Origin of the sequence: Rhizobium bangladeshense (genome assembly GCF_017357245.1) — a bacterium.
In the GTDB taxonomy this organism is placed as follows: domain Bacteria; phylum Pseudomonadota; class Alphaproteobacteria; order Rhizobiales; family Rhizobiaceae; genus Rhizobium; species Rhizobium bangladeshense.
Map to the genome: position 1 here is coordinate 591,885 of NZ_CP071613.1, position 23,549 is coordinate 615,433.

The 23,549-nt window shown below is 62.3% G+C and carries 22 protein-coding genes; 15 read left to right on the plus strand and 7 right to left on the minus strand.

Translation table 11 applies throughout. The features are described 5' to 3' along the window. The 4 genes from J2J98_RS23685 (at nt 1) to J2J98_RS30720 (ending at nt 2,613) form a co-directional block, all read left to right on the plus strand. A complete protein-coding gene (locus J2J98_RS23685; RefSeq protein ID WP_207603316.1) occupies nt 1–1,137 on the plus strand; it encodes an NAD(P)/FAD-dependent oxidoreductase in 1,137 nt (378 codons plus the stop codon). Between the two features lie 93 nt (nt 1,138–1,230). After that, nucleotides 1,231–1,743 (plus strand): hypothetical protein, encoded by a 513-nt coding sequence (locus J2J98_RS23690; RefSeq protein ID WP_064713159.1) that lies wholly within the window; start codon nt 1,231–1,233, stop codon nt 1,741–1,743. A 118-nt stretch (nt 1,744–1,861) separates the two neighbouring features. After that, nucleotides 1,862–2,113, plus strand: coding sequence for a hypothetical protein (locus J2J98_RS23695; RefSeq protein ID WP_207603317.1), 252 nt, complete (start codon nt 1,862–1,864; stop codon nt 2,111–2,113). A 368-nt stretch (nt 2,114–2,481) separates the two neighbouring features. Continuing rightward, the gene (locus J2J98_RS30720) at nt 2,482–2,613 is read left to right on the plus strand and encodes a hypothetical protein (RefSeq protein ID WP_259664311.1); all 132 of its coding nucleotides are present in this window, start codon (nt 2,482–2,484) and stop codon (nt 2,611–2,613) included. Here the strand turns inward: J2J98_RS30720 and J2J98_RS23700 are convergent, their stop codons facing one another. After that, on the minus strand, nt 2,614–3,342 hold the full coding sequence (locus tag J2J98_RS23700) for an endonuclease/exonuclease/phosphatase family protein (protein ID WP_207603318.1): 729 nt from the start codon (nt 3,340–3,342) through the stop codon (nt 2,614–2,616). A gap of 121 nt (nt 3,343–3,463) precedes the next feature. Between J2J98_RS23700 and J2J98_RS23705 the strand changes: the two genes are divergently transcribed. After that, nucleotides 3,464–4,423 (plus strand): lysylphosphatidylglycerol synthase domain-containing protein, encoded by a 960-nt coding sequence (locus J2J98_RS23705; RefSeq protein WP_207603319.1) that lies wholly within the window; start codon nt 3,464–3,466, stop codon nt 4,421–4,423. Here J2J98_RS23705 and J2J98_RS23710 read toward each other — a convergent pair. Beyond that, nucleotides 4,370–5,890 carry a phospholipase D-like domain-containing protein gene (locus J2J98_RS23710; protein ID WP_207603320.1) on the minus strand — a complete coding sequence of 507 codons (1,521 nt, stop codon included), beginning with the start codon at nt 5,888–5,890 and terminating at the stop codon, nt 4,370–4,372. The genes J2J98_RS23705 and J2J98_RS23710 overlap by 54 nt on opposite strands. Before the next feature lie 102 nt (nt 5,891–5,992). Between J2J98_RS23710 and J2J98_RS23715 the strand changes: the two genes are divergently transcribed. Beyond that, entirely contained in the window at nt 5,993–7,243 is a 1,251-nt protein-coding gene (locus J2J98_RS23715) for a DUF763 domain-containing protein (RefSeq protein ID WP_207603321.1), read from the plus strand. A 3-nt stretch (nt 7,244–7,246) separates the two neighbouring features. Here the strand turns inward: J2J98_RS23715 and J2J98_RS23720 are convergent, their stop codons facing one another. Then, nucleotides 7,247–8,164 carry a DMT family transporter gene (locus J2J98_RS23720; protein WP_138396637.1) on the minus strand — a complete coding sequence of 306 codons (918 nt, stop codon included), beginning with the start codon at nt 8,162–8,164 and terminating at the stop codon, nt 7,247–7,249. A 261-nt stretch (nt 8,165–8,425) separates the two neighbouring features. On the opposite strand from J2J98_RS23720, the gene J2J98_RS23725 reads away from it, so the two are divergent. The 9 genes from J2J98_RS23725 to J2J98_RS23765 all read left to right on the plus strand — a co-directional run bounded on the left by J2J98_RS23725 (nt 8,426) and on the right by J2J98_RS23765 (nt 19,838). Continuing rightward, complete coding sequence (locus J2J98_RS23725) at nt 8,426–9,451, plus strand: substrate-binding domain-containing protein (RefSeq protein WP_138396636.1); 1,026 nt, start codon at nt 8,426–8,428, stop codon at nt 9,449–9,451. Nucleotides 9,452–9,519: 68 nt separating this feature from the next. After that, complete coding sequence (locus tag J2J98_RS23730; RefSeq protein ID WP_138396671.1) at nt 9,520–11,058, plus strand: sugar ABC transporter ATP-binding protein; 1,539 nt, start codon at nt 9,520–9,522, stop codon at nt 11,056–11,058. Nucleotides 11,059–11,086: 28 nt separating this feature from the next. Next, nucleotides 11,087–12,079: an ABC transporter permease gene (locus J2J98_RS23735; RefSeq protein WP_138396635.1), complete on the plus strand. Its 993-nt coding sequence runs from the start codon at nt 11,087–11,089 to the stop codon at nt 12,077–12,079. Nucleotide 12,080: 1 nt separating this feature from the next. After that, nucleotides 12,081–13,085, plus strand: coding sequence for a sugar-binding transcriptional regulator (locus J2J98_RS23740; RefSeq protein ID WP_138396634.1), 1,005 nt, complete (start codon nt 12,081–12,083; stop codon nt 13,083–13,085). Beyond that, complete coding sequence (locus J2J98_RS23745) at nt 13,082–14,077, plus strand: aldo/keto reductase (protein ID WP_207603322.1); 996 nt, start codon at nt 13,082–13,084, stop codon at nt 14,075–14,077. Before J2J98_RS23740 ends, J2J98_RS23745 begins: the two co-directional genes overlap by 4 nt. An 11-nt stretch (nt 14,078–14,088) precedes the next feature. Then, nucleotides 14,089–15,837, plus strand: a complete 1,749-nt coding sequence (locus J2J98_RS23750) for a glycerol-3-phosphate dehydrogenase/oxidase (protein ID WP_207603323.1) — start codon at nt 14,089–14,091, stop codon at nt 15,835–15,837. Then, nucleotides 15,810–16,652, plus strand: coding sequence for a class I fructose-bisphosphate aldolase (locus J2J98_RS23755; protein WP_138396631.1), 843 nt, complete (start codon nt 15,810–15,812; stop codon nt 16,650–16,652). Before J2J98_RS23750 ends, J2J98_RS23755 begins: the two co-directional genes overlap by 28 nt. 34 nt (nt 16,653–16,686) lie before the next feature. Further along, nucleotides 16,687–18,216, plus strand: a complete 1,530-nt coding sequence (locus J2J98_RS23760) for an FGGY-family carbohydrate kinase (RefSeq protein ID WP_207603324.1) — start codon at nt 16,687–16,689, stop codon at nt 18,214–18,216. After that, the gene (locus tag J2J98_RS23765; RefSeq protein ID WP_207603325.1) at nt 18,213–19,838 is read left to right on the plus strand and encodes a GMC family oxidoreductase; all 1,626 of its coding nucleotides are present in this window, start codon (nt 18,213–18,215) and stop codon (nt 19,836–19,838) included. The genes J2J98_RS23760 and J2J98_RS23765 overlap by 4 nt, the downstream gene beginning before the upstream one ends. Nucleotides 19,839–19,918: 80 nt before the next feature. Here the strand turns inward: J2J98_RS23765 and J2J98_RS23770 are convergent, their stop codons facing one another. From J2J98_RS23770 to J2J98_RS23785, 4 genes are read right to left on the minus strand one after another with little or no spacing between them, the layout of a single operon-like run. After that, nucleotides 19,919–20,662 carry an ABC transporter ATP-binding protein gene (locus J2J98_RS23770; protein WP_207603326.1) on the minus strand — a complete coding sequence of 248 codons (744 nt, stop codon included), beginning with the start codon at nt 20,660–20,662 and terminating at the stop codon, nt 19,919–19,921. Further along, the gene (locus J2J98_RS23775; RefSeq protein WP_207603327.1) at nt 20,659–21,513 is read right to left on the minus strand and encodes an ABC transporter ATP-binding protein; all 855 of its coding nucleotides are present in this window, start codon (nt 21,511–21,513) and stop codon (nt 20,659–20,661) included. Before J2J98_RS23775 ends, J2J98_RS23770 begins: the two co-directional genes overlap by 4 nt. After that, nucleotides 21,510–22,445, minus strand: a complete 936-nt coding sequence (locus J2J98_RS23780; RefSeq protein WP_207603328.1) for an ABC transporter permease — start codon at nt 22,443–22,445, stop codon at nt 21,510–21,512. Before J2J98_RS23780 ends, J2J98_RS23775 begins: the two co-directional genes overlap by 4 nt. Nucleotides 22,446–22,449: 4 nt before the next feature. Then, nucleotides 22,450–23,547, minus strand: coding sequence for an ABC transporter permease (locus J2J98_RS23785; RefSeq protein ID WP_207603329.1), 1,098 nt, complete (start codon nt 23,545–23,547; stop codon nt 22,450–22,452). Between the last annotated feature and the right edge of the window lie 2 nt (nt 23,548–23,549).

The following is a 23,549-nucleotide window of genomic DNA, read 5'->3' on the forward strand; positions in this document are numbered from 1 at the left end:
ATGAATGCTTCCACCAAACCTTCGAAGGTCGTTGTCATCGGCGGCGGGATTTTCGGTGTCTCGACCGCGCTCCATCTGGCCCGGCTCGGGGTTGATACCATGCTCATCAATGACGGCCCGCTTGCCAATGGGGCCTCCGGCCGGTCGCTCGCCTGGCTGAATTCGGCGCGAAAGCGCTCCGATGCCTATCACCGGCTGCGTCTGGCGGGTATTGACCGCTATCGTACGCTGGCTGCTCGCTATCCCGATGCGCCGTGGCTGCGCTTCGATGGCGGCCTGACCTGGGACGCGGACGACGCCAGCAACGAGATCGCCGAAGTCTTCGACTATGAACGTGACCTCGGCTATCACGCACAATGGCTCGCCCCGGAGAAGATTGCCACGGTGACTCCCGGCGTCGACCCAAGCGCCGTGACGCCGCAAGGCGCAATCTTCAACCCGGGGGAGGGGTGGGTCGATCTTCCGTCCGTGATTGGCAGGCTTGCGCAAGAGTTTCGCACGCTCGGCGGCGAGATCATCACGGATGCCGGACGCGCGACGGTCGATGTCAGAGATGCGCGCGCCCGCGGCGTAGTCACGGCGGACGGCAGGCGCCACGACGCCGATGCCGTGCTTCTTGCAGCCGGCAGCAAGGTTCCCGCAATCGTTGCGGAGGCCGGGCAAGAGATCGAAGATGCGACGCCCATTGCTCTTCTCGTCAGGACCAAGCCGATCCGCCACCCGCTGAAGGCCGTGCTCAATACGCCTCGCGTCGCCATTCGACGGATGCCCAGTGGCGGCTTCGCGCTCGATTCCGCCTGGTCGGAGGAAGAGGTGAGCGTCAATCCCGACGGCAGCTACGATGTCAGGCAATCGACGCTGCAGGGACTGCTGCGAGAGGCGTCAAGAGTCCTCGAAGGCAATCCGGCGCTTGAGATCGAAGATTATGGGGTCGGTCCCAAACCTATTCCTGGCGACGGCGAGCCTGTTTTCGGCGAGCTGTCATCGATACCGGGTTATTTCGTTGCCTTCAGCCATAGCGGCGCCACCCTTGGCCTGATTGCCGGCGAGCTGCTGGCGGACGAGATCGCCAACAGCCGCCGCCATCCGCTGCTTGCCGACTTTCGCCCTGAGCGCTTCAGCGCGTCCTGCCGGTAACTGCAGCGATATTGGTGCCAGCCGCTTGACGGCGGACGGATCAATTAGAGCTATCGAGCGTTCTGCCGGAAGGAACCAACGGGAGACGCAATCATGATCAAGGATCAGTCCGCCGCCTTCGGCGCGGAAAGGAACCGCGGCAATGCCGGCACTTCGATGCCGAACGAAGAAGAGCCGACCATCAATCCGGATCTCATCCGGCGAGAGGGGTTCGCGAGCGAGGCTGAATACCGGGCCTATTTTGACACGTTGGGCAGGGATGTGTCCGCTCCGACCGAGGATCGTCTCGGGGAACCGGTCCGGATCTCTGAGGAGCACATACTGGAAAGCCGGCTGCAGGAATTAAGAGGAGAACTCGAAAACCTTCGGGCTCGCCTGCATGGAATCAGACACCAGGCCGCGACCGTGGTAACTGAAAACGTCAGGTGGGCTGATTCCAGCGCTCATGCGCAGCTTGGCAATCAACCCTGGCTGAAGCTCGCGGGCGCCATGGCCGGCGCATTCGTCATCACCAGGGGGCTGAGACAGTTGCCTTGGGGAACCGTGGCGACGACGGCGCTGCCCCTGGTCGTCGCTGCGATGAACCGGAAGTTCGCGCGGCGGTGATTGCAGCATGCACGGATGGTTCTGCGTGAGGTCGCGGGTCGGTTTCTTCACCATGCAGCGGACGCCATCATCTCGCCGAAGTGTTCGTGACATCCTGGCGTTTTGAACGGAGGCGAACATGGCTGGACATGATGATCGCTACGTAGAGATTACGACGCGTCTTCGCTCGGTGCGATCGTTCTGCGACTTCCTCTCGCAGGGCGGAACCGTCCGCGTCGCCTTGTCGGATGGCGGACCCTACAAGGATATTACCGCCGTGCTGCTGGAGCGGAACCGCAGGGAGGCGGAAGCACTTGCCCGCACGCGCAGATATCTCTACCCGGATCTCGCCGACGAAGAGGTGGCGACGCCACTCTACAGTCATCACTGACGCACCCGCGCTCGTGTGCGCGTTGCAACGAAGGCTGAGACGCTAAGCGGCGGCAACGCGGTCTGCGCCGGCTCCACCCAGTTCGGAACAGATCGATCAGTTGCAGGAGCGTTCTCGTCCCATTGGCAACTTCTTTGGTTGCCGCGCTGATTTCCTGGACCATGGCGGCATTCTGCTGCGTCCTCTGGTCCATCAGGTTAACGGAAGAATTGACCTCATGCAGCGCGTCTGCTCCCGGCTCGAGCGGACGATGATATCCATCTGCTCGGATGCGGTGACCACTTTTGCAGAAATGCTTTCGAAGACCTCGCTCGTTTCGCCAACGACGCCTGCAGCGGTGGTAATCTCCGCGCGAGCGTCCAAATGAGTTGCTTGATCCGCTGACCGGCTTCAGCGAAGCGCTGGAGAAGATCGCGGACTTCCTGGCCACGACGGCAAGCCTTTGCCGTCTTCGCCGGCGCCCACACTTCGATGCCGGCGTTGAGCGCGAGCAGGAGTGATCAGGCGAAACCGATTTCAGCAAGTAGAGGTAGGTGGTCGGAGGCGACCCTCGTCAGCCGGGTTTCGAGGACTGACGCTCGTTTGACGACGAGATCGTTGGTGACGAAGATGTGGTCGAGGCGCATCAGCGGGTAGCGGGAGGGGAAGGTCGCTCTCGGCGCCGCCTTGCCTGCAAGCTGGGCGTCGGTCAATGAGCGCGTGGCAAGCCGGTAAGTCGCCGATGACGGAATGGCGTTGAAATCGCCACAGAGGATGCTTGGAACCGGTTCGTCCGACGAGCCGTGCAGCCAGCCGGAATTCAAGAGCGTCGTCATCTGCCGAATACGCTCGCGCCCTCGAAGGCCGAGATGTGTATTGACCACGAGCAACTTCCTGCCGCCAACCAATATTTCGACGGACAACGCCCCTCTCGCTTCGCCGATCGATGGCAGAGGACCAGCCTTGACAGCGCCTGTTGGCAGCGCGGTGATGATTGCATCGCCATATTGCTCCTCGGCAATCGAGAGCGCCGGGTGAAAATGAGCTTGCATCTTTAGGAGTGAGGCGATCGTATGGGCCTGGTCGACGCCGCCGGTCCTGCGCCTGAGGACATCGACCTCCTGCAGAGCGACAATATCGGCTTCAGCCTCGGCGATGACGGAAGCGATGCGCCCGGGGTCGAGCTTTCGGTCGTTGCCGATGCAGCTATGCACATTGTAGGTCAAGAGTTTGATCGATTTATCCGGCATAGGCCCGCTGATGCTGGTCTCCCCTCGAGAGACAGGACTCGTTCTCCCGGAGGGAACACAGAACTCTTTTGATCGTTCCAGATGATCGAGCCGTGGCGCTCACCTCGGAAACGGACAATCGATGAGTCTGAAACGCATACTCCTGAATGGGCTGCTCGTTGCCGCACTTTGTATCGCGGGCTTTCTTCTCTATCGGATCTTCCGCCAGTACAGCATGGAGCAGATCGTCCAATCGGTTCGCAGCATACCTTTTGCGACCTTCTGCACCGCACTTCTCTTTGCGGCGGCGTCCTATCTGTGCCTGAGCTGTTTCGACTTCCTGGCGATCCGCTCGCTCGGAAAATCCTTGCCTTACCGGAAGGTCCTGCTCGCATCTTTCATCAGCTTGTCGCTCGGCCACAATATCGGATTTGCGGGGCTGAGCAGCGGCGCCTTCCGCTATCGCTTCTATTCCCGCTGGGGGCTGACCACGGAGGACGTGGCGAAGATTATCCTGTTTTGCGGCGTCACCGTCGGGCTCGGCCTTATCACACTCAGTGGCATTGCGCTGGTCGTCAATCCGGATGATGCCGCGCGGCTGCTGCAACTCGATGCGGCCAGAACCCGGCTCTTCGGCCTGTCGGCGCTGCTCGTTCCGGTCGTCTATGCAAGCCTCGCGTTCTTCATTCGCGGTAAGTTGCGGCTGTGGCGCTGGTCGTTTCAGCTGCCTCGGCTTCCGTTTGCGGTTGCCCAGGTCGGGGTAGGCACAATCAACTTCACGCTGGTTTCCGCTTGTTTGCACCAGATGCTGTCTGTCTTCGGCGACCTCGCCTTCTTCAGGTCGGTCACGGCCTATGTGCTCGCTAATTCGGCAATCCTCGCGACGCATATTCCAGGTGGGCTCGGAGTGCTGGAGGCAACCGTGTCCTACGTCGTGCCGCAGCAGGCATCGATCGGGGCGTTGATTGCCTTCCGCTGCGCGTACTTCTTCATTCCGCTGGCACTCGGCGTGACGCTTCTCCTGGTCAGCGAAATCGTCTTCCGACGATTACGCCGGGCGGACGAAGAGGCGGACGAGCGCGCCGAGGCCCAGTCGGTGTAGGGGCAGGAAGGGCCGAGCCGGGTCGAAGATCGCGGTGCCCGTGATCGGCGAGATGCTGCCGGACAGCGCGACGGCGAATTCCCTGAGACCCCGCGGCCTGTCATTCAGCGCGTCGACCGCCGCGATCACTGAGCCGCTTTGTGCATAGGCCGCGGCGAAGGTCTCGGGAGCCACTCCGAGATATTCCGCCAGCAGGCGATTGCGCAGGTCGGCGATCGCGTGACGATGCTCGCCGTTTTCAGCTTCGAACAGCAGATCGCATTCTGAATCAAGCCCTTCCGAGCGATTGTTGAGATTGGAAGAGCCGATGCGAACCAGCTCGTCGTCGGCGATCATCAGTTTGGAATGGATCAGCACCTCGACCTCGTTGTCCGCCTGCAATGGCGACCCAGGCTTTTTTCGCCCGGGCACGACGGGATAGTAGACCCGCAGGCGGTCGGCGCGATCGGCACGTTTGAGGCGGCGGATGACACGGTCGCGATTGCTGCCCATGACAAGCTTTTCGATCAGCCCGTGAGAGCTGCGGGTGCAGATGGCGACGACCTCCGGTCCGTCTTCCTCTTGCAACCGAGCGGCGATGGCGTCGGCGACGCGGAAGGAGGCTAGATATTGGGCCTCGATATAGAGATGACGCCGGGCGCGGGCGATGATGTCAAGGGTTGAGGCAATGCCGTCGCCGATCCCGGGGCGCCAGGTGGTGGCTGGCTCAGTCAGGGCGAAAGCGACAGGGATCTCCCGCAGCGAGACCGAAAGATCGTCCGGCCAGGCGAAGGGCATGCTCGCGGCAAGCGGCAGATGCTTTTCGCCGGTGGCGTTTTCCCAGCGCCGCCTGGCAATGTCACCGATCAGCCGGGCGGCATCACCCGTCACCATCGCCTGCACGTCGTGCAGCGGATCGTAGGGGGTCCCCTCGGGGTCGCGCCGCAGCCTGTCCTTGGCGCGATGGCGCCTGGTATCCCATCGCCGCGACGTCAGGTCTATGCCGCCGATAAAGGCGACCGCGTCATCGATGCAGACGAGTTTTTGATGATGACAGCCGCGGATCGCGCCCTGTAGGTCGAAACGCAGATCGATCCTCGCATTCCTGGGGAATTTCTTCTTCCGAAGCAGATCAATCGATTTGTCCGAATAAATCGGCCCGAGCGCCCAAATAAGGATGCGTATTTCAAGCTCGGGGTTTTCCGCTGCCAGCGCATGCAGCAGGTCGGCCAAGGTTTCTTCAGACTTTTCAGGCTCCATCCGAATATTGGGGTGGAAGTCCCATCCAACGATCCACACGCTGCGGCGGGCCTGTCGCAACGCCCGCGAGACTTCTGCAAAATATTTGTTGCCATTGATCAAGAACGCGGCTTTTTCCGCGCGTCCATGCAGCCGCAGTGCCGTGCTTCCCTCTTTTTCGTCGCTTGGATGTTGCGCTTTTGTTCGTGTCAGGTACGGTTGATTGGATATGCTTTCGAATGCGGTCATGTTTGCCTCGGCCGTTTGACTGAAAGCAAACGCCTGGAATTTCACAGGGTTCCCGATCGATCAGCGCTCCGCCGTCCTGTGTGCACGATATAAGGAAACAGAATGTCACAACGAGCAGGCAGCGCCGACCTTCCCCTTCACGGGGGACGCGTGCCGCATTGGCTCGGCGACCGGATGACGCGGCTGGGAACGCTGATCACCGAGGCAATCATCCATCACTACGGTCGCGACGAATTCCTGCGCCGGCTCGCCCACCCTTTCTGGTTCCAGTCCTTCGGCGCGGTCATGGGCATGGACTGGCATTCCTCCGGGATCACGACCAGCGTTCTCGGTGCGCTGAAGCGAGGGCTTAAGCCGCGCGCTGGCGAACTTGGCCTGCATGTCTGCGGCGGCCGAGGCACGCATTCGCGCAAGACCCCGCAGGAGCTCGTTTCGATCGGCGAACGCGTCGGCCTCGACGGGGAGGGGCTGGCGACGACGAGCCGCCTCATCGCCAAGGTCGACAGCGCCGCGCTTCAGGATGGCTTCGACCTTTATCTCCACGGCTTCATCGTCGCCGATGACGGTCATTGGGTGGTGGTGCAGCAGGGCATGAACGGCGACCGGCGGCAGGCCCGGCGCTATCACTGGCTCTCCGAAGGGCTGGAAAGCTTCGTCGACTCGCCGCATGCGGCAATCGAAGGCAGGAGCCAGGGTGAGATCGTCAATCTCGCCGATAAACGCGCCGAGCGCTCGCGGCGTGGCCAGCTCGACCTCCTGGCAACGCTGGGCCCCGACCGGATCGTTCGAGAAGCCGCGGCACTGCTGCGCGCCCAAGAGCCGGCGCCCGAACCCGCCGAACAGCCGCTGCTGCCGCATCTCATCATGCCCGCCCATCACGATGTGCGGGAGAGCGACGTGAACATGCGCCGCCTGCACGGAAATCTGGCTGCCGCGGCCGACCGCGGGCCGACGGATTTCCAGGAACTGCTGCTCGTTCCCGGCGTCGGCGCCCGGACGGTGAAGGCGCTGGCGATGGTGGCGGAGGTCGTACACGGCGCACCCTGCCGTTTTTCCGATCCGGCGCGCTTCTCGATCGCCCATGGCGGCAAGGACCGCCATCCCTTCCCGGTGCCGCTCAAGGTCTATGACGAGACGATTGGCGTGATGAAGTCGGCCGTGCGCAAAGGCAAGCTCGGACTTGAGGAGGAGTTGCAGGCGCTGAAGCGCCTGGACGAGCAATCTCGGCAGATGGAACGCTACGTCACCGGCCCCGACCTCAAGGAGATCATCGCCGGCGAATTTCGCCAATCGGCCGAGCTCGGAGGCCGCAGCGTCTTCGGCTGGGAGCCGCCGCCGGCCACGGATAGTTAATCCTCAATGCCCATCCGGCGGGACGGCTTCGGTCGGAATCGTTTCCTTCAAATTCTTTCGATGGAAGATGAAGAGACCGGCAAAGACGATGATTGCGGCTCCGATGATGATTTGCGCATCGGGAATGTCATTGAAGAAGATGTAGCCCAGTAAGATCGCCCAGAGCAGCAGCGTATATTGCAGCGGCGCCAGCAGCGATGCCGGCGCGAGCTTGAGCGAGCGGGTGATCAGCAGATGCGCGCAGGTGGCGACGATGCCGAGCAGCAGCATGCCGGCCCAATCGATGGATGTTGCGGGCTGCCAGTTGCCGATGCTGAGTATGATGCCTGTTAGGAGTGCGGCGATCGTCTGCCAGGTTACCAGCGTCGTGTCGCTGGTCGAGCGCAGGTAGCGGCTCATCACCAGTGACAGCGCAAAGGAAAAGCTGCCGGCGAGGCCAAAGAGCGACGGAAGCGAGAGCATCGCCGTCGACGGACGCAGCGCGATGACGACGCCGGCGAAGCCGAGCAGAACGGCGAGCCAACGGCGCCAGCCGATCTTTTCCCCGAGAAAGAAATGCGAGAGCGCCGCAATGTAGATCGGCCCGGCCATGTAGAAGGTCATGACGTCGGCGAGCGGCAGATAGGCGACGGCAGCGTAGAACAGCGCGACATCGGCCGTCGCCATGACGACCCGCATGAACTGCAACCCTTTCTGCTCGACGCGGAAGAGGGCCATCGGCCCTTGCCGCAGGATCATCGGCCCGAGCACAATGAAGGCCCCCACCGAACGGATCACCAGTACCTGGCCGACGGCGAAGCTCGCCATCAGCCACTTGCCCATCGCATCGTTGAGCGCAAAGAGGAGATCGCCGAGCAGCATCAGCACAACGCCCATCACGATCAGGTTTCCGGCATTGGCAGCGGCCGTGGTGGTCTTCATCTCACGTATCCTCGAAAAAGCGGCCGCGCATGCGCGGCCACGTGCGGCTTCGGTCTTAACGCTGCCGATGTCAAGCGCACCAGGCGAAGCCTTAAAGGATGAAATATATTTCATGCCATGAATTATATTGACATATGTTTGCTGTTGCGATTAGCTCTCCATACCGGACTTCGAGGAGGAACTCCGGTCTTCAATGGATCATCGGCAGCCGCTTGGGCGCCGCCGGATATTTGGGAGGGGCTTCGGCCTCGAGGAGGAAACTTGCGCAAATTTCTAACCACGACTGCATTGGCAGTCCTCGCATCGACACTTTTCGCCGGCGGAGGCAGCGCGACGGAAAACCCGTTCCGCTGCAAGCCGGGTGAAAAATACGTCATGAATGTCATGGTTTCGGGTGTCGAATATTGGTTCCCGGTCTATGAAATGTTCAAACAGGCCGGTCAGCAGCTCGGGTGCGAAACCGCCTATACCGGCACGCCGGAATATGACGTCAACAAGCAGATCGCCACCTTCGATCAGGCGCTGGCCCAGAACCCGGCTGGCATCCTCGTTCATCCGATGAACTCGGACCCGTTCATCGAACCGATCAACCGGGCGATCGACCAGGGCACGGCGGTCGTCACCTTCGCGGCCGACGCACCGCTTTCCAAGCGCATCTCGTTCGTCACGTCGGACAATACCCGCGAAGGCACCTATGCGGCCGACGCGATTGCCGAAAAGATGGGCGGCAAGGGTGAATATGCCGTTCTTGAAAATCCCGGCCAGGACAATCACGACAAGCGTATCGCCGCCTTCATCGCCCGCATGGAGGAAAAATATCCGGACATGAAGCTGGTCGGCCGCGCGGCGTCCAACCAGGACCCGAACAAGGCCTACCAGGGCCTGATGAGCCTGGTGCAGGCCCATCCGAACCTTGGCGCCGTCTTCATGCCGGAGGCGAATTCGGCAATCGGCGCTGCCCAGGCCAACAAGGAAAGCGGCGGCAAGATCCTCGTCATGTGCGCCGACGTCAACGCCAATATTCTCGACATGATCAAGGCAGGCGAGGTGTTCGGCTCGATCAATCCGAACCAGGGCATGCAGGGTTACATGGGCTTCATGCTCCTGTGGCTTGCCAAGCATCCGGAGCTGATCGATCCGATGAATGACGCCAAGCGCGTCGGCTTCAACCCGATGAGTATTCCCTTCGTCGATAACGGATTGTCGATCGTCACGGCTAGCAATGCCGATGACTTCTACTGGGACAAGTATCTGAAGCGGCGGGGCACCAAAGGCATCGAGGAGTAGGTCTTTGTGCCGGCTGTCCGGGGCAGGAAACTCCGGACAGCTACCGTGAGCGTGAGGAGGAGAGGATGATGGCTTCGGTGCCGGTTCTGGAAATCCGCAATGTCAGCAAGCACTTCGGTGCGGTGAAGGCGTTGACGGATGTGAGCTTCAGCCTGGATAAAGGCGAGATTCATGCGCTTTGCGGCGAAAACGGCGCGGGCAAATCGACGCTGATGAACATCATTGCCGGCGTGCTGCAGCCGAGCGAGGGAGCCATTCTCGTCGATGGCGTGCCGGTCAAGGTGACGTCGCCTGCCGCGGCGCAGGCGCTTGGGATTGGGCTGGTGCATCAGGAAATCGCGCTCTGCCCTGATGCGACGGTAGCCGAGAACATGTTCATGGCCGCCACCAACCGCCGCCGCTCGCCTCTCATGAATTACGGCAGTCTGGAGCGCAATGCGCAGATCGTGATGAATCGTCTCGCCCCGATCGACGTGCGACTTAAAGTCGGCGACTTGCCGATATCCAGCCAGCAGCTTGTCGAGATTGCCAAGGCACTGACGCTCGATTGTCGCGTTCTGATCTTCGACGAACCGACGGCGGCATTGACCGAAGCAGAAGCCCAGATCCTCTTCGGAATCGTTCGTGACCTCAAGGCGCAGGGCATTTCGATCATCTATATCAGCCACCGCATGGCCGAAATCTTCAGCCTGTGCGACCGCGTCACGGTATTTCGTGATGGCCGCTATGTCTCGACGGAGAAGGTCGCGGGCCTGACCCCGGACGATGTCGTGCGCCGCATGGTCGGACGCGAGATTACCCAGCTCTATCCGGAAAAGCAGGCGCCGGCGGAGCGGACCGGCGAGCTCATTTTGAGCGTCCGCGGTCTCGGCGACGGCAGCCGCTTCGAGGATGTAAATTTCGAACTGCGCAAGGGTGAAATTCTTGGTGTCGGCGGGCTGATCGGCTCGGGTCGCACCGAGATAGCCGAAGGCATTTGCGGATTGCGGCCGGTGATCGCCGGCGAGGTGGAGCTGCACGGACAGCGGCTGCGAGCACGTTCCTATGCGCAGGCCGCACAGGCGGGCATCGTCTACCTGTCGGAAGACCGGAAAGGCTCCGGCATTTTCCTGGATCTCTCCGTTGCTCGCAACATTGCGGTTCTCGATCTGAAATCGCTGACCGGACCGCTTGGACTGTTAAATTCCGCGGCCGAAGCGGATCGTGCCCGCACCCTGGCCCGGCAGCTCGGCGTGCGGATGGGCGGCATCGATATGCCGGTTTCGTCGCTGTCGGGCGGAAACCAGCAAAAGGTGGCGATTGCCAAGCAGTTGGCGGTCAACCCCAGGGTCATTCTGATGGACGAGCCGACCCGCGGCATCGATGTCGGCGCGAAGTCAGAAATCCACCGGCTGCTGCGCGATCTGGCGCGCTCCGGCATCGGCATCGTCGTCATCTCGTCGGAACTGCCGGAACTTCTCGGTCTGTGCGACCGGGTGCTGGTCATCCACGAAGGCACGGTTGCCGGCGAGGTGGAGGGCGAGACGATGACGGAAGAAGCGATCATGCGGCTCGCGTCGGGTGTCGGCCGCCACGGTAAGTCAGGGGCATCAGAGCATGCCGCGTAGAGAAAAAGCAGGGGCAGGAGACAAGGTCATGGCGGACGCTACGTTGGCAACGGCACATCATTCACGCATACCGGGCTGGAAGCGGCTGGGGACGATGCGCGAGGCGGGACTGATCGCTATCATCCTGGCGCTCTGCGTCGCGATGAGCTTTGCCTCGCCGCATTTCCTGACGCTCGGCAACTTCCGGGCAATGCTGATGTCGTTCTCGGTGGAGGGGATCGTCGTCGTCGGCATGACCATCCTGTTGATCGTCGGCGGCATCGACCTGTCGGTCGGTTCGGTCGTCTGTTTCTCAATGGTGCTGTCGGGCTCCCTGTTCCTGATGGGCCTCGATCCGTGGAGCGCATCTTTGATCGGGATCATCGCCAGCGGCCTGATCGGCTGCGCCATGGGCTTTTTCGTCACGGTCGTGGGGCTCAATCACTTCATTACTTCGCTTGCGGCGATGGTGATCGTGCGTGGCATCTGCCTGATCATTACCAAGGGCACGCCGCTGTCGCTGTTCACCTTGCCGCCCTCGTTCAAAGCGGTCGGGCAGGGCACGTTCTACGGTGTCCCCTATGTGATCCTGATTTTTGTTGCGGTCGTCATGCTGTTCGATTTCCTGCTGCGCCGGGCAACCGCCTTCCGCAAGGTGTTCTACACCGGCAGCAACGAGAAGGCCGCGCTCTATTCCGGTATAAAGACCAGGCAGGTGAAGTTCTGGGTGACGGTGCTCTGTGCCACGCTGTCCGGTGTCGCCGGGACGATCTACATGTCACGCTTCGGTGCCGCGACGCCGACCTTCGGTGTCGGCATGGAGCTCAACATCATCGCAGCCGCGGTGATTGGCGGTGCGTCGCTGAACGGCGGCTCCGGAACGATTTTGGGAGCAATCCTCGGCATCGCCCTGCTGTCGGTCGTCACAAGCTCGTTGATCTTGCTCAACGTGTCCGTCTATTGGCAAGACATGATCAAAGGCTGCATTCTGCTGACCGCCGTTTCGATCGACCATTTCCTGCACAAGCGGAAGGCTGCCTGATATGCCGATAGCCAAGCTCAAACCCGCAAACGCGCCGCGCGAGGAAATCGTCGTCGCCCGGCAAATGCACCAGGCTCTGGTCCTGCATTTTCTCGAGGGACTGACACAGTCCCAGATTGCCGATCAGCTCGGCATCTCGCACGCCACCGTCAACCGCCTGATCAAGCGCGGCCGCCAGCTCGGTCTGGTCGAGATCAAGATCAAATCGCCGGTCGAGCCGCTGGTCGATATGGAAGAACAGCTGCAGGCGCTTGGCGGCATCGGCCGCGCCGTGGTGGTGCCGACAGTATCGGACAATCCGCAAACGGCGCTTCAAGCCGTCGGCGAAGCCGCAGCACGATTGCTGCTGGAAGAGATCACCGACGGCGATACGATCTGCATTACCGGTGGTAAGGGCGTGAGTGCCGTTGTTGCCGGGCTGAAGCCGCCGCGTCGTTTTGATGTCCAGGTCATTCCGGCGACGGGCTGCGTGCAGGGGAAGCACTATACCGACGTCAACCATGTCTCGACCCTGATGGCGGACCGGCTCGGAGGTCATTCCTATCAGATCCATGCGCCTCTCTTTGCCGACGATGCCGAGCAGCGGGCGATGCTGATCAACATGCGTTCCGTCGCAGACGTATTCAAACGGGCGCGCGAGGCGAAGGTGGCAATGGTCGGCATAGGCTCGATCCTGTCGGACGATTCGAGCTACTACGACCTGCATCCGTCCTCCAGCACCGACCGCGCCGCGATCGAGCGGTCCGGCGCTTCCTGCGAATTGCTGGCGCATCTGCTCGATGATCATGGTCAAGTCTGCGACTACAGCCTCAACCGCTCGCTGGTGTCGCTGACGCTGCCGGAATTCGCTTCGATCCCTACCAAGATCGGTGTTGCGAGCGGACCGAACAAGGCCGGCCCGATCCTCAGCGTCCTGCGCGGCAATCATCTGGACACGCTGGTGACCGACGAAGCGACGGGTGCGCGGGTGTTGGCGCTGGCAAGTGGCGAAGGAAAATGGGCATGAGCGGGCAGCAATTGACACGGGAAATCGGCAAATCCGGCGTTTCCGCCTCGGCGGTCGGCCTCGGCACCTGGGCGATCGGCGGCTGGATGTGGGGTGGTACCGATGAACAGCAATCCATCGCCGCGATCCGGGCGTCGCTCGACGCCGGGGTGACGCTGATCGACACGGCGCCGGCTTACGGGCTTGGACGTGCCGAGGAGATTGTCGGCAAGGCACTCGCTGGACGCCGCGAAAAGGCTGTGGTCGCGACCAAATGCGGCCTTGTCTGGCATACGCAGAAGGGCCGTCATTTCTTCGACCAGGACGGCAAGCCGGTCCACCGTTATCTCGGCCGCGATGCCATCCTGCACGAGGTCGAGGAAAGCCTGACGCGGCTTGGAACCGACTATATCGATCTTTATATCACCCATTGGCAGGATCCGACGACGCCGATCGAGGAAACGATGCGGGCGCTGGAGGATCTGCGCACATCAGGCAAGATCCGGGCGATCGGGGCGAGCAATGTCAGCCGCCACGAGCTCGCTGCCTATATCGCGGCCGGTGGCCTCGATGCGATCCAGGAGCGGTTCAGCATGATCGACCGCGAGATCGAGGCGGAGCTTTTGCCGCTGACCAAGGCCAACTCTATCGCGACTCTGAGCTATTCGTCGCTGGCGCTGGGATTGCTGGCCGGCACTATCGGTCCGGACCGCGTGTTTTCCGGTGATGATCAGCGCAAGGACAGCCCACGATTTTCGATCGGCAACCGCCAGAAGGCGACGGCCTTTGCCGACGCCATCCGGCCGGTTGCCGAAAAACACAGCGCCAGCATTGCGCAGATCGTGATTGCCTGGACACTGGCGCAACCCGGCATCACCTTTGCACTCTGCGGGGCGCGCAACCCGGCACAGGCGCTGGACAATGCCCGGGCCGGCACCATCCGGCTGGACGCCGTCGATCTTGCCGCTATCGAGGCGGGCATAGCGGCGAGACTGACTGATATGGATAGGTAGCGGACGCCATCATGAAGCGTGAAGAGATATTGGACGGGCTTCGCCAGAGCCCGAAGGTGGACGTGTGCGTTATCGGCGGCGGCATAAACGGCATCAGCGTCTTTCGGGAGCTGGCGCTGCAGGGGCTGAAAGTACTGCTCGTCGAGAAGCACGACTATTGCTCCGGTGCCAGTTCGGCGCTGTCGCGCATGGTCCATGGTGGGCTGCGCTATCTTGAAAACGGCGAATTCAAGCTGGTGCAGGAATCGCTGGTCGAGCGGGATCGGCTGTTGCGCAACGCGCCGCATTATATTGCGCCGCTGCCGACGACGGTGCCCGTGTTCGATATTTTTTCCGGCCTCGGCAACGGCATCGTCCGCTTCCTGGGACTCAGCCGTCGTCCGAGCCGCCGCGGCGCTGTCGCCGTCAAAGCCGGACTCAGCATCTATGATTTCCTGACACGCAAGCGGGCACTGATGCCGCGCCACCAGTTTCGCGGCCGGCGAACGACGCTTAGCAAGTGGCCGGCGCTCAACCCCGATATCAAAAGTTCCGCCACCTATTTCGACGCCTGGGTCAGCCATCCTGAGCGATTGGGCATCGAGCTTCTGCAGGACGGTCTTGCAACAGAGTCCGGGTCGGTGGCGCTGAACTACGCCGAACTGCAACGGGCGGAGGGCGGCGGGTACCGCCTCGCGGACCGGATCGGCGGAGCATCCCTTGCCCTCGAACCGGCGCTGATCGTCAATGCCACCGGCGGCTGGATCGACATCGCCAATCAGACCCTGTTTTCACCGGACGCGCGGCCGGCGGCGCTGATCGGAGGCACCAAGGGTTCGCATCTGATCATCGACAATGCGGACCTGCGCGACGCGCTTGCCGGTCACATGATCTATTACGAGAACGAGGACGGGCGGATCTGCATTCTGTTTCCCTATCTGGGCAAGGTTCTCGTCGGCTCCACCGATATCCGCGTCGATGATCCGGCAACAGTGCGCTGCGAGGCGGATGAGCGTGATTATATTCTGCAATCGCTCGCCTTCGTGCTGCCGGGCATTGTCATCCGGCGGGAGCAGATCGTTTTCCAGTTTTCCGGCGTACGACCGCTGCCGGCCAGTACCGACAGTTTTACCGGACGCATCCCGCGCGATCACTTCTGCACTGTGCTGGAGCAGCCCGAGGGTGATCCGCCTGTGCTCTGCATGATCGGCGGCAAGTGGACGACATTCCGCTCATTCGGCGAGCTCGCCGCCGACATGACACTGGAGCGGCTCGGCAGAAAGCGCCGGATCGAGACCTCAGAGCGCCCGATCGGCGGCGGCCGGCAGTATCCATCCGACAAGACCCGGTGGTCGGTGACGCTGGCCCAAAGAACCGGAATTTCCAGCGAACGGGCCGCCGAGCTTTTTGACCGTTACGGTACGGAGGCCGAAGAAATCGCTGTGTTCATTGCGGCCGGGCCGGACGTGGTGATGCCGAAGTCCGGATATTCCCAGCGGGAACTGCAGTTCCTGATCCGCAATGAAGCAGTAGAGCATCTTGACGATCTGCTGTTGCGGCGCACGACGCTGTCCGTCTCCGGCGAGCTTTCGCTCGACATGATGGATGCCGTGCTCGACCTGCTGGCTCAGGAAAAGCGCTGGACCGTGGAGCAGCGCGCCAGCGAGCGCGACCGTTTTCTCACCCTTCTCAGCGAACGCCATGGCGTCGACGAAGACATGCTTTCCGCAAGGAACGAACCAAGGAGCACGAAATGCGATACAACAGCAAAGTCCGGATGAATCGGCTGTTCGGCGGCGGCCGCTGCCTCGACGTGGCGGTCGATCACGGCGTCTGCAACGAGCCGTCTTTCCTCAACGGGCTCGAGGACATCGAGGCCGTCGTCAAGGCGCTGGTCTCCGCCAGGCCGGACGCGATCCAGATGAACTATGGCCAGGCGGACCTGCTGCAGGACGTGTCCGGCAAGGACAAGCCAGCATTGGTGATGCGCATCGACATGGGCAATCCCTACAACCGGATCCGCCACCGCGACATGTGGGCCGTGCTGCAGAACGAGGCTGAGCCGCTCATCGGCGCCATCGAGATGGACGCGGCGTGCGTCGTCGTCAACCTGTTCATGCTGCCGGACGAGCCGGACCTGTTCCGCCAGTGCGTGCAGAACATCTCTCGCGTGCGAGCCGACTGCGACAAATATGGCATGCCGCTGATGATCGAGCCGCTGGTGATGCAGCCGGTCACCGAAAAGGGCGGCTACATGGTCGACGGCGATACCGACAAGATCGTCACGCTGACGCGGCTTGCCCGCGAAATGGGCGCCGATATCGTCAAGGCCGATCCTACCGATAATGCCGAAGAGTTTCACAGGGTGGTGGAGGCCGCGCGCTGCCCGGTTCTGGTGCGCGGCGGCGGCAGGGAAGACCTGCGCGCGGTCTTCGACAAATCTGCGGCCTTGATGCGGCAGGGCGCAATGGGCATGGTTTACGGGCGCAACATCTATCAGCATGCCAATCCGAGCGCGGTGGTGCGCGGTCTGATGGCCATCGTGCATGATGACGCGAGCGGCGAACAGGCCTCAGCGCTCTACCACCAAGGCTGAATTTCACGTTTCGAACCTTGGGAGGGGTTCCCGCATGAAAGACTATCTTTTGGGGCTCGATGCCGGCAACACCGTTATCAAAGCGGTGATATTCGACCGGCAGGGCAACGAGATCGCGGCCGCGTGCGAGGAGGGGCATAGCCGCATGCCGCACCCGGGGCATGTCGAGCGGGGGCTGGAGGAACTTTGGACGAATACACGGCAAGTCATCCGCGCCTGCATCGGAAAGGCAGAGATTCAACCGGAGGAAATCGTTGCGATCGGTTGCGCCGGACATGGCAACGGTCTCTATGCGCTTGATCGGGAAGGCGCTCCACTGCTCGGCATCCAATCGCTCGACACGCGGGCGGCCGGGCTGGCCGACGAATGGCGAGAGGCCGGTGTTGGCGACCGGACTTATCCGATCGCCCGACAGCGTCCGTGGCCATCCCAGACGCCGACGCTGCTTGGCTGGCTTAAGCGCTACCGGCCGGAACTGTTCAACCGTATCGGTACGGTATTCTTCTCGAAAGATTTTGTCGTCAACCGCCTGACCGGCTGCCGCGTCAGCGAGGTGTCTGACATGTCGGGGGCCGGGCTCCTCGATCTTGCCACGCGCCGTTACGACAAGGCGTTGATGGAGGCCTACGGACTGGCCGATTGCATGGACCTCCTGCCGCCGCTCATCGAAAGCGCGGACATTGCCGGTACGGTGACGGAAGAGGCGGCGTTGGAGACCGGGCTCGCCGCCGGGACTCCGGTGGTCGGCGGCCTGTTCGACGTCGTCGCCTCGGCGCTCGGATCGGGCGTTTCGCGCACCGGCAGCGCCTCGATCATTGCCGGAACCTGGAGCATCAACCAGGTCATTGTCGACGGCCCTGATCTCGATGAGCCGGTCTTCATGTCTTCGACTTTCGATCGCACCCGCTATATGGCGATGGAGAACAGTGCGACCTCGGCCGCCAATCTCGAGTGGCTGGTGCGGGAGTTCTTCGAAGGCGAGCCTGTGAAAGGCACGTCTCCCTTCGATGCCTGCTGCGCGCTGGCTGCGGCGATCGAGCCCGCGGCAAACGACCCGATCTACCATCCATATCTCTATGGTGCTCAGCAGGACGGCCACGCCCGCGCCGGGTTCTACGGTATCGCCGGCTGGCACACCAAGGGGCATCTCGTTCGCGCGCTTCTCGAAGGTGTCGCCTTCGGTCATCGCCAGCACATCGAGACAATCCGGACGGCGGGCGCCGTCTTCAACGAGGCGGTTCTGTCCGGCGGCGGATCACGCAGCTTGATCTGGCCACAGATCTTTGCCGATGTGCTCGGTGTTCCCGTCACCGTTACCCGCTCGCGTGAAACCGGTGCGCTGGGGGCTGCGATTGCGGCCGGAACCGGCGTCGGGCTCTTCGCGGACTTCAGCGCCGGCGCTGCGGCCATGGTTGCTACCGAGCGGCATTATCGCCCGAACGTCTCGCTCGAGGCGCATTATGCGCGTCGTTATGAGCTCTATCGCGACATAGCTGAAGCGATGGCGCCGTTCTGGCGGCGTCTGACAGCGGCCGAGCCAGCTGTTGCGGGAGTGGCGGCATGAATATGCATTTGAATGATGCGTTAAACGATGCGGAAAAATACGATTTCATCGTCGTCGGTGCGGGATCGGCGGGATGTGTTCTGGCCAACCGGCTGTCGCTCGATCCGAAAAATCGCGTCCTTCTGCTCGAGGCGGGCGGCAGCGACCGGTATCATTGGGTGCATGTGCCGATCGGCTATCTCTACTGCATGGGCAACCCGCGGACCGACTGGATGATGAAGACGGCGGCGGAAGACGGACTGAACGGAAGGTCGCTGCCGTATCCGCGTGGAAAAGTTCTGGGCGGCTGCTCGTCGATCAACGGCATGATCTACATGCGGGGCCAGGCAGCCGATTACGACGGCTGGCGGCAGGCGGGTAATACCGGCTGGGGCTGGGACGACGTGCTGCCCTATTTCCTGAAATCCGAGGATAATTATCGTGGCAAATCGCGGATGCACGGGGCCGGCGGCGAATGGAGGGTGGAAAAGCAGAGGCTCTCTTGGCCGATCCTTGATGCCTTTCGGGATGCGGCGGAGGAACTCGGAATCCCCAAAATCGACGATTTCAACGCCGGCGACAACGAGGGCTCAGGCTATTTCGAGGTCAACCAGCGCGGCGGCCTGCGCTGGAATACGACCAAGGCATTTTTGCGCCCGGCGATGAAGCGCGCCAATCTGCGCGTGTTGACCGGAGCCGAAACCGAGCGGCTGGAATTCGACGGCAGGAGCGTGACAGGCGTGCGGTTTCGGCTGAATGGGCGGAGTTATCTGGCTCGCGCCGGTCGCGAGGTCATTCTGTCCGCCGGCGCGATCAATTCCCCGAAAATCCTGGAGCTTTCCGGGGTCGGCCGTCCGGAGGTGTTGTCCGCTGCCGGGCTGAAGGTCGTTCATGAACTTCCGGGCGTCGGCGAAAATCTACAGGACCATCTACAGATCCGTACGGTCTTCCGCATCGAGGGCGCCAAGACGCTGAACCAGCTCTATCACAACATGTTCACCCGGGCGGGCATGGGGCTCGAGTATATGCTGCGCCGGTCCGGGCCATTGTCGATGGCGCCGAGCCAGCTCGGCATCTTTGCCAGGAGCGATCCGGCTGTTGCTACGGCCGATCTCGAATACCATGTGCAGCCGTTGAGCACCGACCGGCTCGGCGAACCGCTGCACAAATATCCGGCCGTCACCGTTTCCGTCTGCAATCTGCGGCCGGAAAGCCGGGGAACCGTGCATGTTGGCGGCGCCGACCCTTCCCTGGCACCGCAAATCCGCCCGAATTATCTTTCGACCGTTGGCGATCGGCTGGTCGCGGCGAAATCGGTCAGGCATGCCCGCCGGCTGATGGAGGCCGCCGCCATTCGCAAATACCGGCCGCAGGAGACGCTGCCGGGCACGAATTACCAGAGCGACGAGGAACTGATCCGTCGCGTCGGCGACATCGCCACGACGATCTTCCATCCTGTCGGCACCTGCAAGATGGGCAACGACACGATGGCGGTTGTCGACCCGCAATTGCGGGTTCATGGATTGGCGAAGCTGCGGGTGGTCGATGCCTCGATCATGCCCACAATCGTGTCAGGCAATACCAACTCGCCAGTGATCATGATTGCCGAGAAGGGCGCCGAGCACATTTTGTCGAGGACGTAAATGGCTGATCGCACCAGGCGCATGATGGAAGAGGTAAAGACCGATGTGAAACTGGTCGTGCCGGCCGCACCGATCTCCGGCTAAGCCCTCCCATACATCCGGCTCGCCCGCAGCAGGCGTTGCGAATAGGGATGTTCGACCGCGCCTCTTCGCAGCGCCTCGATATCGACCTGTTCGACGATTTCGCCCGCCTCCATGATCGCCACACGGCTGCACATGTGGGAGACGACGGCGAGGTCGTGGCTGACGAGGAGATAGGTGAGGCCGCGCTCCTTGCGCAGGTTCTGCAGCAGATTGAGGATTTCGGCCTGGACCGACACATCGAGCGCCGATGTCGGTTCGTCGAGAAGCAAGACGTCGGGGTTCAGCATCAGAGCGCGGGCGATCGCCACGCGCTGCCGCTGGCCGCCGGAGAGCTGATGCGGAAACCGGTAGCTCAGCGCCGGATCGAGGCCGACTGATCGAAGCACGGCATTCACATCGACGGAATTGCTGTCCAGACCCTGGTTGCGCAGCGGCTCCTGCAGCTGCGAGCGGATGGTCTTGCGCGGATGCAGCGATCCGTAAGGGTCCTGGAACACCATCTGCACCCGGCGGAAGAACGGTCGGCTGCGCTCTCGCTCCAGCGTTTCGCCGTTAAGCGCGATCTGCCCGTCATAATTAGCGTTGAGGCCTGAGAGCGCCCGAAGCACTGTGGATTTGCCGCAGCCGGATTCGCCGACCAGGCCGAAGGCCGTGCCGCTTTCGACGGCGAGATTGACATTTCTGACAACAGGCCTTTGCCCGTGTCCGAAGCGGATGGTGAGATTGTCGATCCGGATCATCGTGGCGGCTCCGATGCGAGTTCGTCAAGCCAGGCGGGATCGCGCTTCAGGATCGGCAGCCGGGCGGGCGGATCCTCGATCTTCGGCAGCGATGCCAGCAGCCCTTGCGTATAGGGGTGTTTCGCCTTGTCGAGATCACGGGCGTCGAGCACTTCCACGACGCGGCCGGCATACATGATGAGGACGCGATCGCAGAAATTGCGGATGAGGTTGAGGTCGTGGCTGATGAAGATCAGGCCGAGATTGCGGCGCAAGACCAGCTCGTCGAGCAGAGCCAGGATTTCGAGCCTCACCGTCACGTCGAGCGCCGAGGTCGGTTCGTCGGCGATCAGCACTTCGGGCTCGGCTATCAGCATCATGGCGATCATCACGCGCTGGCCCATCCCGCCCGATATCTCGTGCGGATAGAGGCGGGCGACACGTTCGGGATCGCGGATCTTGACGGCCTCGAGCATTACGAGCGCCTGACTGTAGGCTTTCCTGGCGCTCTCCTTTGAATGGTGAAGACTATAGGTTTCGGCGATCTGTTCGCCGATCCGCATGACGGGGTTGAGCGAGTATTTCGGATCCTGCAGGATGAGCCCGATGCGTCTCCCGCGGATCGTCATCATCGTTTTCTCATCCGCCTTGAGGAGGTCGAGGTCGCCAAAGCGCATCCGCTCGGCGCTGACATGTGCCGTTGGCGGCAGGAGCTTCATGATGGCGCGGCCGACGGTGGACTTGCCCGACCCGGACTCGCCGACGATCCCGAGTTTTTCCTGCCCGAGCGTAAAACTCACGCCGCGCACCGCGCGCATGTGGCCGCCGCCATAGGCGATTTCGAGGTTGCGGATATCGATCAGCTCGGTCATTCCGCCCCCCTGGGATCCAGGACGTCCCGGAGGGCGTCGCCGACAAGGTTGAAGGCGAGGCTGACGAGCGCGATGGCGATGCCGGGCGCGGCGATCACCCACGGACTGTCGAGCATGAATTCGCGCCCGCTTGCGGCCATCGAGCCCCATTCGGGCCATGGCGGCTGCGCGCCGAGGCCGAGGAAGCCGAGACCAGCGGCGGTGATGATGATGCCGGCCATGTTGAGGGTGACGCGGACGATAACCGAGGGAATGCACATCGGCAGGATGTGGCGGGTGATGATCGTGATCGAGGTCGCGCCCTGCAGGCGCACGGCGGCGATATAATCCGCCTTGCGCAGGCTGAGTGTCTCGGCGCGCGCCAGCCGCGCGATCGGCGGCCAGGCGGTCAGCGAAATGGCGATGATCGCATTGGTGATGCCGGGGCCGAGGGCGGCTGCGAAACCGAGCGCCAGCACCAGCCCCGGGAAGGAGAGGAAGATATCGGTGATGCGCATCAGGATTTCATCGACGATGCCGCCGAAATAGCCGGAGAAGGTGCCGATCAGCAGGCCGAGGGGCGCGACGATGATCGTAACCAGCATGATGATGTAGAGCGTCGTGCGCGCGCCGTAGATGACGCGGGCAAAGACGTCGCGGCCGAAATTGTCGGTGCCGAGCCAATGCTCGGCCGAAGGCGGCGCAAGCCGTCCGGCCATATCCTGGACGATCGGATCGTAGCCCGTCAGCAGAGGAGCGGCCGTCGCGACCACGATCAGGAGCACGATGATGACGAGGCCGGCAAGGCCGAGCGGGTGCAGGCTGAACTTCTGCCAGCCCTGATGGATCTGCTGCGCCGACGAGTGGAACCAGCCCTGCGGCTCCGGCGCTAGCAGCCATCCGCGAAAGCCGCCGGCATTTGCGCTGTTTGCGTCTTCGGTCGAGATCGTCATGGCGTCACCGTGTTCTCGGATCAAGGATGCGATAGAGGACGTCGGACAGGATGTTGATCGTCAGGAAGACGGCGCCGATCGTCAGCACCGAACCCATCACGACATTCATGTCGTTCATCTGCAGCCCGCGGGTGAGGTATTGGCCAAGTCCCGGCCAGCCGAAAACCGTCTCGATCAGCACCGCGCCTTCGAGCAGGCCCCCGAAGGTCAGCGCCAGGATCGTCAGCAGCTGCACGCGGATATTCCTGAAGGCATGCCGCCAGACGACCTTGCGGGTGCCCAGGCCCTTTGCCCGCGCTGTGATGATGTATTCCTGGCTCAGCTGCTCCAGCATGAAGCTTCGCGACATGCGGCTGATATAGGCGACCGAATAATAGCCGAGGATCGCCGCCGGCAGGATGATGTGGCCGAGCGCGTTGTGAAACACGTCCCATTGCCCCTGGATCGCCGCATCGATCAGCAGGAAGCCGGTCATCGGCGTGACGAGGCCTTCGTAGAAGACGTCGATCCGACCCGAGGCGCCGACGAGCTTCAGCTTCGCATAGAAGACGAAGAGCGCCATCAGCCCGGTCCAGAAGATCGGGACGGAATGGCCGGCAAGGGCAACGATCCGGGCGATGTGGTCTATCACGGTTCCGCGCCTGACGGCGGCGGTGATGCCGAGTGGGATGCCGACGATCGCACCGATGATCATGGCGATGATCGCAAGCTCAATGGTTGCCGGAAAGATCGTCATCAGGTCGGTGAGGATTGGCTGGCCCGTCGTCGCCGACATGCCGAGATCGCCTGTGGCGATCTTGCCGACATAGGAGAGGAATTGCATCCAGATGGGCTGCCCGAGCCCAAGCTCGTCATAGACGCGGTCGTAAACCTCCTTGCTGACCTCCGCCCCGGTAATGGCGAGCACCGGGTCGGCGGGCAGCAGGCGACCCATCGAGAAGGTCAGGAAGAGCAGGCCGAGCAGCGTCGTGACGACAGCTACCACGCGCCCCGCCAGCCGCCGCAGCAGGCTGATCAGAGGGTGCGGGGCCGCGTCGGCGAACCCGCCCGCGGTCGAGCGGCGGCTCGCCTCCTGCTTCGATGTGAGATCGGCGCTCGCCACGC